This window comes from Aliiroseovarius sp. S1123 (genome assembly GCF_023015885.1).
GTDB lineage: Bacteria > Pseudomonadota > Alphaproteobacteria > Rhodobacterales > Rhodobacteraceae > Aliiroseovarius.
Window position 1 is genome coordinate 708247 of sequence record NZ_JALKBE010000001.1, and the last position, 13125, is coordinate 721371.

Sequence of the window (13125 nt, forward strand, 5' to 3'; positions counted from 1 at the left end):
ATGTTCAAAGCGCTGATGATGGAGCAAAACGACGAGGGGCTAGCCCAAGCGTCGATCAAGGAAATCGGTGAAGACGCGCTGCCTGAAGGCAATGTGACCGTCGCCGTGGAATACTCGACCGTGAATTACAAGGACGGGCTGTGCCTGTCGGCCAAGGGCGGGGGGCTGGTGCGCAACTATCCCCACGTGCCGGGGATCGACTATGCGGGCACGGTCGAGGCGTCGGATGACGACCGCTACAAGCCCGGCGACAAGGTTGTCCTGACCGGCTGGCGCGTGGGCGAGGTGTCTTGGGGCGGGTACGCCCAGAAGGCGCGCATTTCGGCGGACAAGCTGGTGCCGCTGCCCGAAGGTTTGACCACCCGTCAGGCAATGGCTGTGGGGACTGCTGGCTTCACCTCGATGCTGGCTGTGATGGCATTGGAGGACCACGGTCTGAAGCCGGGGCAGGGGCCTGTGCTGGTGACTGGTGCGGCTGGCGGCGTTGGCTCGGTTGCCACTGCCATTTTGGCCAATCTTGGCTACGAGGTTGCCGCAGTGACCGGACGTGCTGATCAGGCGGACTATCTGAAGTCGCTGGGCGCCACCACGATCGTCCCGCGTGAAGAGCTGAATGAAACCACGAAACGCCCGCTCGAGGCCGAAACATGGGCCGGGTGTGTGGACGCCGTGGGTGGCGACATGCTGGCGCGCGTGCTTGGGCAGATGAAATACGGCGCGTCCGTATCTGCAGTGGGCCTTGCAGGTGGCGCTGGGCTGCCTGCTACCGTCATTCCGTTCCTGCTGCGTGGTGTGAACCTGTTGGGCATTGATTCAGTGATGCAGCCCTATGACAACCGCGTACGGGCGTGGCAGCGGATTGCGAAAGACCTGCCGATGGACAAGCTGGAAGCGATGATCACCCCTGCGACACTGGAAGACCTTCCCGGGCTGGGGGCTGATATCCTAAAAGGGGGTGTCAAAGGTCGTGTCGTGGTGGATGTAAATGCCTAAAAACGATGAGGGGCGCGCCATCGCGTCCCTCGCCAACAGAACGCTAGAAGAAATTGACGGGCAGCGCTGGGGAACGCCCTGCTGCGCGTCGTATATCGAGGCCACATGTGCCTCGCTGCGCAAGAAACCCCTTGGACAATTCACCACCGAAGACCTGCGGATCATGATTGCGCAGGATATTGGTGTGGATGTGCTGAAGCCCTTTGCGCTGGCGGTCTTGCGCGAAGATCCCATGGCCGAGGGCGACTATTATCCCGGTGATCTGCTCGAAGCCGCACGTAAGCGATGGCCCGAGGATGCCGAGCTTCAAGCCCTGACATAGAAACGGCGCCGGAAAGACCCGGCGCCGCATTTGTTTTCGGATGCTGAGTGAAGCTTACTCAGCCGGCTCTGCCTGCGTGCTTGCGTGTTTTTCACGCAGACCGTCGCGGTACAGCGCCTTGGTCAGCGACACCATCATCAGCCCCATGACCGCCGTAAAGGGGAGCGCGCCGATGATCATCGCGTTTTTCAGCGCGTCCATCGGGTTGTTTTCCCCCGCAGCCAGAAGCAGCGTCCCGATCACGGCGGTCAGAACAACACCCCAGACGATGCGGTGCTTGATGCCGGTCTCTTGCTCGCCACCCGACATGATGGTGTTCATCACAAGGATGCCACTGTCAGCCGAGGTCACAAGGAAGGTCAGGATCAGGACCACGCACATGACGGTGATGATCGACAGGAACGGACCCGAGATCATCTCGCCCAGTGTGACGAAAAGCTTCGAGGTGTTCGAGGCGCCGATGATGGCACCTTCCGCAGCGCCGCTCAGCTCTAGATCAATGGCTGTGCCACCAAGGATGGTCATCCAGGCAAAGCAGACCAAAGCCGGGGCGAATACGCATCCGATGATGAACTCACGAACCGAACGACCCTTCGAGATGCGGGCCAAGAACAGGCCTACGAAGGGCGAGAACGCGATCCACCATGCCCAGTAGAAGGTGGTCCAGCCAGCCTGCCAGCCGAACTGACGGGCGGGTTCACCAGCGGCGTAGACCTCACGTAGGACGTCCTCGGGCAGGGCGGCTGCGTCGCCTTCCAGACCCGACACGAAGCCTCCATAGCTACCCCATGCGTTGGTTGCGCCACCCTTCAAGGTGTCGGCCAGCGGTGCTGCGGCTTCCGGCAGGTTTGCCACGAAGTCGCCAGCGGGCTGCGGGCCATAGGCACCGAAGGACAACTGCACGATGTGCAGGAGATAGTCGATCAGGGCTGCGCCATAGGTGGACATCGCAAAGAAGAACGAGCCAAAGACAACGAAGGTCAGAAGCAGGATCAGCGACAGAACCAGGTTCAGGTTCGACAGGTACTTCACCCCGCGTCCAACACCCGAAACAGCCGAGATGATCGACAGACCCATGATGCAGACCAGACCAGTCACCAGACCAACTTTGGCCGGGGCAGGCGCGTCGCCCGACATATCCATCATCCACTCCATGCCGGTGATGGCATAAAGACCGTCAATGAACTGGCTGACGCCGAAGCCGATGGTAACCGAAACACCCAGAATGGTGGCGACAACGCCCAGAACGTCTACGATGTGACCAAAGAAGCCGTTTACGTACTTGCCGAACAGCGGCGTCAGGGCTGAGCGGATCGTCAGTGGCATATCACGCGTATACGCATAGTAAGCCAGCGACAGGCCGGTCATCACATAGATCGCCCAAGCGTGGAACCCGTAGTGCAGGAAGGTATAGCGATATCCCGACTGCAGGCTTTCAGGCGTGTTGGGGGCAACATCTCCGGTCAGGATAACCGGGTTCGATCCCCACAGGCCCAAGGGCTCGGCGGTTGCGAAGACCATCAGGCCGACGCCCAGACCGGCGCCAAACATCATCGAGAACCACGAGAAGTTCGAGAACTCGGGCTTTTCGCCCGGCAGGCCCATCACGCGTTTGCCGGTAGACGGCAGGATAGCAACGATGGCCAGGAAGAATAGGAACATGCCTACGATGATGATGTAAAAGCTGTTGAACCCTTCAAGAAGGCGCCAGTTCAGGCTGCCGAGGGTGGAATTTGCGTTTGCTGGGAAAACCAGTGCCCAGATCACCAATGCAACCATGATCCCTTTCGAGATCAGCGCAATCGGAAGGCTGTTGCCCTCGTAAAATCCTGACGGTGCCTTCGGAATGTGAAGCTCCGTGAAGGGTGGTTTGATACTCATATTCCCTGTCCTTGGTTGTTTAACCTTGCTCAATCGGACGGACCGAATGGCATCTTGTGAGCCTGAAGGACGTGACTTGTGCGACATTCGTCAAAATGGACAGGATCGTGGTCAGATGCGACAAAATGTCGTTTTTTAACACGTTAAGAAGGTGGATTTTCGGTGTGCGATTGTATGCAGTTTTTGTTGACCTTGACGCGAAAACCATCGCCGTTTAGCCAGATCCTGTCCTTGTTTCGACTAGGGCTGTCCGCGGATGTATCAGGCCGCGGGCTGGTTGGAAGACCTGCCGGATCTGGGGTGGCTCTGATCTGATGGGCACCCCCCAAACATGACTGAAGGAGCCGATAATGGTCGAACTGGACATCAACTGGGTGCGCGCGCAATTCCCTGCTTTCTCTGAACCGACTTTGCAGGGGCAGGCGTTCTTCGAAAATGCGGGTGGATCTTATACCTGCAAGCCCGTGATTGATCGCCTAACCCGTTATTACACCCAGCGTAAGGTTCAGCCCTATGCACCCTACGAGGCATCCCGACTGGCAGGGGAAGAGATGGACGAGGCGCGGGCGCGTCTGGCGGCGATGATGGGGGTTGAGACGGACGAGCTGTCCTTTGGTCCCTCGACCACGCAAAACACCTATGTGCTGGCACAGGCGTTCCGGCAGCATCTGTCACCGGGCGACGCAATTGTCGTCACAAATCAGGATCACGAGGCGAACTCGGGCCCGTGGCGGCGGCTGGCCGACGAAGGGTTCGAGGTCCGCGAATGGCAGATTGACCCCGAAACCGGCCATCTGGACCCGGCTGCGTTGGATGACCTTCTGAGCGATGGGAAGGTCAAGCTGGTCTGCTTCCCGCATTGCTCGAACGTGGTGGGCGAGATCAACGACGTGAAGGCGATTTGCGCCAAGGTCCGCGCGGCAGGGGCCTCTAGCTGTGTGGATGGTGTCAGCTACGCCCCGCATGGGTTTGTAAATGTGGATGCGCTGGGGGCAGATGTCTATCTGTTCTCAGCATATAAGACCTATGGACCGCATCAGGGCATCATGGTGATCCGCCGCGCGCTGGGCGAGGCACTGCCCAATCAGGCGCATTATTTCAACGCAGGCAGTCTGTATAAACGCTTCACCCCTGCCGGCCCGGACCACGCACAGGTCGCAGCTTCGGCCGGGATGGCGGATTATATGGAGGCACTGGCCAGACATCATGGAGCATCCGGTGATCCGGCAGATCTAGCCGCCACTGCCCACACCCTGATGCGGGACCACGAGGTCAAGCTGTTGCAACCGCTTCTGGACTACGCCACGGCCAAGAATTCGGTCCGCCTTCTGGGGCCATCGGTTGCGGCCAATCGTGCGCCGACGGTATCGCTGGCCTCGGTCAAGCCGGGCGAGAATCTGGCCGCGGCGCTGGCCCCGAAAGGCATCATGGCGGGCGGCGGTGACTTCTACGCGGTGCGTGCGCTTCAGGCGCAGGGCGCCGATCCGGCGCATGGCGTTCTGCGTGTCAGTTTCACGCATTACACGTCCGCGGAAGAGGTCTCGAAATTGATCGAGGCGTTGGATCAAGTGCTCTGACACATCACATGCTTGTCCCGGCAACACCGGCCGGGGCATCACCTTAGTATACTGCAATTGCAAAACCGTTTTCCGCAGCTGCACAGCAGCTACCTTGCCAGCTCACCCATGCACGACATAGCCTTCTAGCAGTTTATCGATGCTTCAGGGGTGAGATATGATCCTGACAGAGACCAAGGACCAACGTGATCTGCCGCGCTATTTCGCGCAAGTATTTGCGATTACCAAACGCATGAATAGAGGGCGATTGGACTTCGTGATGCCCGATGGACGCCGGTTTCGGGCAGAAGCCCCTCAGCCCGGTTATGTGGCCGAATTGCATGTCCATGACCCGGACGTCTTCGCCCGTTTGATCCGCGAGGGTGATCTGGGCTTTTGCGATTCCTACATCGAAGGTGGATGGTCGACCCCCGATCTGCAGGCCTTTCTGGATCTGGTGCAGGACGACAATGACATGATCTATGACGGGTTTCCCGGTCAGATCTTCGTGCGGGCTTACGAGCGTCTACGCCACCTAATGCGGGCGAATACCAAAAAGCAGGCGAAGAAAAACATCTCGGCGCACTACGATCTAGGCAATGACTTCTACATGGCGTGGCTGGACGACACGATGACCTATTCATCGGCCCTGTTCCGCACGGGGCAGGAAAGCCTTGAGCGCGCACAAGAGGCCAAATACGCATCGATGATCGACGAGATGGGCGTCGGGCCGGGGGATCACGTGCTGGAGATCGGCTGCGGATGGGGCGGCTTTGCCGAATATGCGGCGCGCAAAGGGATACGCGTCACCGGGCTGACCATCAGTCAGGAGCAGCATGATTTTGCGGTCGAGCGACTGCGCCGTGCGGGGCTATCTGGCATGGTCGACATCAAGATGCAGGATTACCGCGATGAAACCGGCCAATATGACGGTATTGCCTCGATCGAGATGTTCGAGGCGGTCGGCGAGAAATACTGGCCGATCTATTTTGAGACGGTGAAATCTTGCCTAAAACCGGGCGCGAAGGCCACGCTTCAGATCATCACCATCGCCGAGCGCAGGTTTGAGGCTTACCGTAAAGGCGTGGATTTCATACAGAAATATATCTTCCCGGGCGGCATGTTGCCGTCAAAAACCGTACTGCAGGACGAGGTTGCGCGCGCTGGGTTGGACACGCAAAACCAAATCGCGTTTGGTGAAAGCTACTCGGTCACGCTGCGTCGGTGGTTTGATCGTTTCAACGCCAGTTGGGGCAAAATCGCCCCGTTGGGATTTGACGAAAGGTTTCACCGGATGTGGAACTTCTATCTGACGTCCTGTGCTGCGGCGTTTCATTCTGGAAGCTGCGACGTGGTGCAGTTGACCGTGGCGCGGAAGTCCGGATAAACCTGTGTGACTGCCGTGCTTTACGTCATAATATGGCCATAAGCAGATCTTAACGATTTGGTAAGAACCACCACGCGCCCAAACGACGGAAAACCAATGCCCACAGCCGCTAAACTTCTCTCTGCACTAATTTTGGCTGCTGTTGGTTGGATGTGTGGCGAACTGGTCAAACCCCTGATGCCCGAGGGCAGGGACCTGTCCTATCTGTCACCGACCACGGCAGCGGTCGGGTTCTTTGTCGGCTGGTTCTATTTGGGTCCGCGCGCGGACCGGGGGCTTGGGACTACTGGGGCAAATGCAGGGACGACGTTGTTTGTGCAGGTTTTCATGACGCTGTTTACTTTCGCGTTTGCGAAGATGATCGGCAACTCTCTGCGCAAACGATATGATGGGCCGATCGAGGCGCTGCAGGATATCTTCATCATTGGTTTTGAGATGGCAATAGAATACACGACGGCTGAAATCGCTGCGGTCGCCATTCTGGGTGTGTTCATCGCGTCGTCTTCTGCCTTTTACGCCGCCCGAAAATGGGGTTAGTGCTTCTGTACGCGCGGCGCCGTGTGCAGATGTGAAAGGGATCCTGTGAACTCGTTGTTTTTTTATGGCACGCTGTGCCACCGCCCGCTTCTGGACTTGGTTTTGGGGGGCGAAAGTACTTGCCGTATCAGTCCCGCGATCTTGCCCGGACATGTGGCAAATTGGGTTCAAAATCAACCCTTTCCGATGATTTCTGAACGTGAAGCTTCAGCCCAGTTAAGCGGGCTTTTGGTGCAGGATCTGTCGGATCAAGACGTGGCGCGATTGAATTTCTACGAGGGTGGTTTTGACTATTCTCTTCAGGAAGTCATGGTGCAGGTTGAACCAGAGGGCACGCAGGTTCAGACGCAGGTTTACTTCCCGACACCCGGCCTGTGGACACCCGGAGCGGTATGGAACCTGAGAGACTGGGAGCAACAGTTCGGCGCCATGACCGTCGAAGCCGCGAAAGAGGTCATGGAAGGGTTCGGGCACGTTTCGCCGGACGAGATCGCACGGCGCTTTCCCATGATCCGCACGCGTGCGTCGAGCCGGGTTCGGGCGCGGAGCGAACCGGCCCCGACGACCTTGCGCGCAGACTATGGTGTGCAGGATGTTGCCGTGACACGCCGCGGCCGCCCCTATACCAAGTTCTTCACCTTGGAAGAGCAGGAACTGTCCTTCCGCAAATACTCGGGCGAGATGAGCGCGGTCGTCGACCGTGCCGCCTTTGTAGGCGGGGATGCTGTGATCGTGCTGCCCTATGACCCGGTGCGCGACCGTGTTCTGGTGATTGAACAGTTCCGCATTGGTCCGCAGGCTCGCGGGGACGTGCATCCGTGGCTGTTGGAGCCCATCGCAGGACGGATTGACGGGGGCGAAGCACCTCAAGACTGCGCACGCCGCGAAGCGATGGAGGAAGCAGGGTTAAAACTGGACCGCCTGATCCCGCTGCCCCCACATTATCCAAGCCCCGGCGCGAATACCGAATTCTTTTATCCTTTCATTGCCCTGTGTGATCTTCCGGATGATGCAGGTGGGATTGGCGGCGTCGAAAGCGAGGCCGAGGACATCCGCAGCCACGTCATTCCCTTTGATCGCTTGATGGATCTGATCACCTCGGGCGAGGCTAACGTGGGTCCGTTGATCCTTGCGGCCTTCTGGTTGGCAGCCAATCGACAGGATTTGCGCACGCATTCGTGATGCTCGGCCCTTGAACCGCCTATTGTCAGGTCATACAGATGGTAGAAACGACGCGCGATAAAGGGCTGGAATATGGACATCAAACGCGATCTCGAAGCAACCGTGGGCAACACGCCTCTGATCCGGCTGAATGCAGCCTCTGAGGCGACGGGCTGTGAAATTCTGGGCAAGGCCGAGTTCATGAACCCGGGCCAGTCCGTCAAGGACCGCGCGGCGCTGTTCATCATCCGTGATGCTGTGGCGCGTGGCGCGCTGAAACCGGGTGGAACGATCGTCGAAGGCACTGCGGGCAATACTGGGATCGGGCTTGCGCTGGTTGGCGCCTCGATGGGCTTCAAGACGGTGATCGTGATCCCGGAAACGCAGTCCGAGGAAAAGAAAGACATGATCCGTCTGGCTGGGGCCGAGTTGGTTCAAGTCCCTGCTGTTCCCTATAAGAACCCCAACAACTATGTGCATTATTCGCGCCGTTTGGCTGAGAAGCTGAACGAAAGCGAACCGGCGGGCGCGATCTGGGCCAACCAGTTTGACAACGTGGCCAATCGTCAGGCGCATATCGAAGGCACGGGTCCCGAGATCTGGGCGCAGACCGATGGCAAGGTGGATGGTTTCACCTGTGCGGTCGGGTCGGGCGGGACGCTGGCCGGCGTCGGCATGGCGCTGCAGCCCAAAGGCGTGAAAGTCGCGCTGAGCGATCCGATGGGTTCGGGCCTGTATTCGCTTTATGAAACCGGCACTGCCGCGGCCGAAGGTGGCTCGATCACCGAAGGGATCGGGCAGGGGCGGATCACCGCGAACCTCGAGGGCTTCACGCCCGACATGCGGTTCCAGATCCCCGACGACGAAGCGCTGCCGGTGATCTTCGACCTGCTGCAGGACGAAGGCCTGTGCCTTGGTGGCTCGTCCGGCATCAACGTGGCCGGCGCCATGCGCATGGCGCGCGAGATGGGACCGGGCCACACGATCGTGACCGTTCTATGTGACTATGGCACGCGCTATCAGTCGAAACTGTTCAACCCGGACTTCCTGCGTGAGAAAGGCCTTCCGATCCCCACTTGGTTGGATCGCGAGCCTGCTTTCATGCCCGAGGTCTTCGAGGATATCTGATGCCCCCTGATCTGCGCCGTTCGACGCTGCCCACCCGGTTCCTTTGGCTGATGCGGGTGTGGCTGTGCGCTGCGCTGCTGCTTGTTCCCCTGGGGGTCAGCGCGCAAGACGCAGATACCAGCACTGATGCGCCTAGCTATGTCCTGACCAAAAGTGGCGCGCCGGATTATCTGGCGTGGTCGCGTGTGGCTGAACGGGGCGAACGTGTGCTCGAAATCGGGCGCGCCTCAGATCAGGCCTTCAGCGAGTTGCGCGGCGAAATTGACCAGTGGCGCGGGCTGTTCAAATCCGCGCAGGACGAAAACTCGATCCGCATCAACACGCTGAAGACGCAACTGGCAACGCTTGGGCCCGAGCCGGAAGATCCCGGAAGCGAAGTGGCAGTGCTGACCCAGCGCCGTGCCGAGCTGACCGAGGAACTGAACAAGGCGCAGGCGCCAGTCAAAGAGGCCGAAGAGGCCTACGCCCGCGCTGACCTTCTGATCCGCGAAATCGACAGCGTGTTGCGCACGCGCCAGACCAATCAGCTTTTGGAACTTGGCCCAACACCGCTGAACCCGGCGGCGTGGCCATCGGCTCTGGCCTCGCTGAGGCAAACCTTCTCGACGGCGCTGACCGAGATGCGCAATGCATGGGGCAGCGATGCTCAGCGGCGCGATTTGCATGCCGATCTGCCGCTGACACTGGTCCTGTTGGCTATTGGTCTGGTGTTGCTGTCTCGCTCGCGTAGCTGGCTGATCCAGCTTGGAAACCGGCTGCGCCAGATGCGCAATGGGCCTTCGCGCGGGGTGGTTGGATTTGTCATTTCGCTGGGGCAGGTGATCGCGCCGATGTTGGGGCTGACGGCCTTTTTGATCGCCTTGAACCTTGCGGGCGTTCTTGGCCTGCGTGGGCAGGTGATCGCGGATGCTTTGCCTGCGGTTGGTCTGCTGTTCTTCGTTGCGCTGTGGATTGGCAACCGGATTTTCGGCGCGGAACCAACGCATGCGTCTCTTTACCTTCCGACCCCGGCTTTGCGCGCCGAAGCGCGCATCGATGTCACACTGTTGGGGCTGCTTCTGGGCATCTTGTCCCTGCTGCGCGACATCGGCGCGGCCGAGGCGTACTCAAGCAGCACCAACGCGGTTCTGGCGTTTCCCTTACTGGTGGGCGCGGGGGTGCTGTTGGTTCGTCTGGGGCGTCTGCTGCGCCGCCATCTTGGCACACAGACATCGCACGCCCAGAGCACGTTCAGAACGCGGACCATCGCGATCATTGGGCGGATTTGCGAACTTGTTGGGTTCGTGGCGCCCGTTGCTGCAGCTGTCGGGTATTCCAAACTGGCCGAGGCTCTGCTGATCCCGACCATCCTGACGCTGGCTGTTCTGGCGGTGCTCGAAATCCTGAATGCCTTCATCAAGGCTGTCTATGCCACGGTTTTCCGCGCCGATAATGAGACGACGGATCAAGCGCTTTTGCCTGTCATCATAAGTTTCTGTCTGCTGTTGGGGGCGATCCCGCTGCTGGCCTTGATCTGGGGCGCGCGGTCCACTGATCTGCTGGAGCTTTGGATGCACTTCCTGAACGGGTTCCAGATGGGTGACGCCCGGATTACACCTCGCGCATTTATGATCTTCGCGGCGATTTTCCTTGTCGGTTATGGCGCGACCCGCGCGGTTCAATCAGCACTGCGTAGTACCATTCTGCCCAAGACCAAAATGGACAAGGGCGGGCAGAACGCCATCGCAGTGGGCACGGGCTATGTCGGGATTTTTCTGGCGGCCGTGATCGCGATTACGGGGGCAGGGATCGACCTTAGCTCGATCGCGATCATTGCCGGTGCCCTGTCCGTCGGGATTGGCTTTGGCCTGCAAACCATCGTGTCGAACTTCGTTTCGGGCATCATCCTTCTGATTGAACGCCCCATTTCCGAAGGGGACTGGATCGAGGTGAACGGCCAGATGGGCTATGTGCGCGATATCTCAGTCCGCGCCACCCGGATCGAGACGTTTGATCGATCTGATGTGATCCTGCCCAACTCGGACCTCGTGTCAGGTGTTGTCACGAACTATACGCGTGGCAACTCGATCGGACGAGTAATTGTGCCGGTGGGCGTGGCCTATGGTACTGATACGCGGCGCGTAGAGGCGATCCTGCGCGAGATTGCAGAAGCGCATCCGATGGTCACTGTCAATCCGGCCCCGTCTGTGGTGTTTCAAGGGTTCGGCGCAGACAGCCTCGATTTCGAGATCCGCGCCATCCTGTCTGACGTGAATTTCATGCTGTCGGTGAAAAGCGAGATCAACCACGAGATCGCCCGCCGGTTCGTCGAAGAAGGGATCGAGATTCCGTATGCGCAGCGCGACATCTGGTTGCGCAACCCAGAAGTGTTGACCGGGGCGGCAACGACGCCCGTGGCGACGGCGGCAGCGCCCGAACAAAAATTGGACCGCGACGTCATGACGGTCGAGGATCTGGATGGAGAAGGCGAAGGCGATGAGTAAGCCGCTGTTTCAAGACGACGCATATCTAACCGAGGCACCGGGGCGCGTTGTGGCCCATACCGATCAGGGCGGCGTGGTTCTGGATCAAAGCTTGTTTTATGCGACCGGCGGTGGGCAGCCCGGCGACCGGGGGAGCTTGGCGTGGGCCGGTGGGCAGATGGAAATTGCCACCACCGTGAAGGGCGAGGACGGCGCGATCGTTCTGGTGCCTGCAGAGGGGCAGGGCGTGCCACCTGTTGGGTCTGATGTCGTCCAGACGCTCGACTGGGACCAGCGCCTGCGCCACATGCGGATGCATACGGCGTTGCATCTGCTGTCAGTCGTGATTCCGCTGCCTGTGACGGGTGGTCAGATCGGAGCCGAGAAGTCGCGCCTCGATTTCGCGATGGAGCACCCGCTGGAAGACAAACAGGCGGTCGAGGACGCTTTGAATGCCCTGATCGCCCGCGATCTAGCGGTCACAACCCGCTGGATTTCCGATGCCGAGCTCGAGGCCAATCCCGGTCTGGTCAAAACCATGTCGGTTCAGCCTCCGAAAGGGGCAGGGCAGGTGCGGTTGGTGAGGATCGGTACGGAAGAAGAGCAGGTGGATCTGCAACCCTGTGGCGGCACGCATGTTGTGCGTACGGCCGAAATCGGCCGCGTCCGCCTTGGGAAGGTCGAGAAAAAGGGGCGCATGAACCGCCGCGTCGCCCTGCATCTTGAGGCCTAGCGCTGCCGCGCGCGGTAACCCTGGCGGGCCACCCCACTCGGCGATGGCCGCAGCAAGCTGCGGCAGATTTCAGGCCTCCGGCGGGGATATTTCGGGCAAGAAAATGCGATGGGAGTCGCCGCGTTTGGTTGGGCGTAGATATTCGCCCAACCTGCCATGAAAAGTGACAATGACCGCTTGAACCCCGCAGCACTTCCGAATAACAACGTCGGCGGAGCGGTGGCCGAGTGGTCGAAGGCGCACGCCTGGAAAGTGTGTAGGCGGGGAACCGTCTCGAGGGTTCGAATCCCTTCCGCTCCGCCAGAAAACTTCCCCTAAAATGCTGTAAAATAACAATATTAGGAAATCACTCCGCCAATATTGCCGAATTTTATACACAAACTGATACACATTTTGATACACGACGCCGCTAAATTTTTTGAGTTGAGCATTCGCTTTTGGCGATTCTGAAACGCGGAAAAACGTACCACTTTCGACGGCGCGTGCCGGTCCGATACGCGCGGCATCCCTTGGCCGTAAAGCACCTCAACCTGCCGTAACTTCGTGACAATCTCTTCCGGCTTGTGTCGTTTGATTCCCATATCTGATCCTCTGTTTCCTAACCAAAGGGGCGCACGAGGGTTTCGAGGGGCAGTTCGATCTGTTGGGTTCCGCACTAAATGGTGTGCGCGAGCCGGGATAATGGGTAGCCACGCTGGCCTAGCTGAGATGAGTTGGAATTGGTCTGGCAGCACGAACTCTCCTCTCAGGCGTTCCCCGAAAGACACGCGGTAGATCGAGTTTTCTGCTTTAATGCGTTCTGTCAGACCCGGCGAAAGATTGAGGTACTGGAAAGCCTGTCGAATCGACGTGTCTGAACAAGAAAAGGCCCGCCGGGTGGGCGGGCCTTTTGTATCTTCTGCGATGTTCGATCAGACGGCGTCGGTCAGGGCCGGCACGGCTTCGAACAGGTCGGCAACCAGACC

10 protein-coding genes and 1 tRNA gene are annotated in these 13125 nt (G+C 59.3%); 10 read left to right on the top strand and 1 reads right to left on the bottom strand.

The window, feature by feature from the left end; translation table 11 throughout:
• Positions 1–993 carry an acryloyl-CoA reductase gene (gene acuI, locus MWU53_RS03390; RefSeq protein WP_247090462.1) on the top strand — a complete coding sequence of 331 codons (993 nt, stop codon included), beginning with the start codon at positions 1–3 and terminating at the stop codon, positions 991–993.
• On the top strand, positions 986–1315 hold the full coding sequence (locus MWU53_RS03395; RefSeq protein WP_247090464.1) for a contact-dependent growth inhibition system immunity protein: 330 nt from the start codon (positions 986–988) through the stop codon (positions 1313–1315). Before acuI ends, MWU53_RS03395 begins: the two co-directional genes overlap by 8 nt.
• A gap of 54 nt (positions 1316–1369) precedes the next feature.
• Here MWU53_RS03395 and MWU53_RS03400 read toward each other — a convergent pair whose 3' ends face one another.
• Positions 1370–3196, bottom strand: a complete 1827-nt coding sequence (locus MWU53_RS03400) for a BCCT family transporter (RefSeq protein ID WP_247090466.1) — start codon at positions 3194–3196, stop codon at positions 1370–1372.
• Between the two features lie 350 nt (positions 3197–3546).
• On the opposite strand from MWU53_RS03400, the gene MWU53_RS03405 reads away from it, so the two are divergent.
• From MWU53_RS03405 to MWU53_RS03440, 8 genes are all read left to right on the top strand, one after another.
• Positions 3547–4773: an aminotransferase class V-fold PLP-dependent enzyme gene (locus MWU53_RS03405; RefSeq protein ID WP_247090468.1), complete on the top strand. Its 1227-nt coding sequence runs from the start codon at positions 3547–3549 to the stop codon at positions 4771–4773.
• A gap of 157 nt (positions 4774–4930) precedes the next feature.
• Positions 4931–6139 (top strand): cyclopropane-fatty-acyl-phospholipid synthase family protein, encoded by a 1209-nt coding sequence (locus MWU53_RS03410; protein WP_247090470.1) that lies wholly within the window; start codon positions 4931–4933, stop codon positions 6137–6139.
• Between the two features lie 96 nt (positions 6140–6235).
• The gene (locus tag MWU53_RS03415; RefSeq protein WP_247090472.1) at positions 6236–6676 is read left to right on the top strand and encodes a TrgA family protein; all 441 of its coding nucleotides are present in this window, start codon (positions 6236–6238) and stop codon (positions 6674–6676) included.
• A gap of 45 nt (positions 6677–6721) precedes the next feature.
• On the top strand, positions 6722–7858 hold the full coding sequence (locus MWU53_RS03420; RefSeq protein WP_247090474.1) for an NUDIX domain-containing protein: 1137 nt from the start codon (positions 6722–6724) through the stop codon (positions 7856–7858).
• Between the two features lie 72 nt (positions 7859–7930).
• On the top strand, positions 7931–8965 hold the full coding sequence (locus tag MWU53_RS03425; protein ID WP_247090476.1) for a cysteine synthase A: 1035 nt from the start codon (positions 7931–7933) through the stop codon (positions 8963–8965).
• A complete protein-coding gene (locus tag MWU53_RS03430) occupies positions 8965–11448 on the top strand; it encodes a DUF3772 domain-containing protein (RefSeq protein ID WP_247090478.1) in 2484 nt (827 codons plus the stop codon). Before MWU53_RS03425 ends, MWU53_RS03430 begins: the two co-directional genes overlap by 1 nt.
• Entirely contained in the window at positions 11441–12160 is a 720-nt protein-coding gene (locus MWU53_RS03435; RefSeq protein WP_247090480.1) for an alanyl-tRNA editing protein, read from the top strand. The genes MWU53_RS03430 and MWU53_RS03435 overlap by 8 nt, the downstream gene beginning before the upstream one ends.
• 213 nt (positions 12161–12373) lie before the next feature.
• A tRNA-Ser gene (locus tag MWU53_RS03440) sits at positions 12374–12463 on the top strand.
• Positions 12464–13125: the final 662 nt, after the last annotated feature.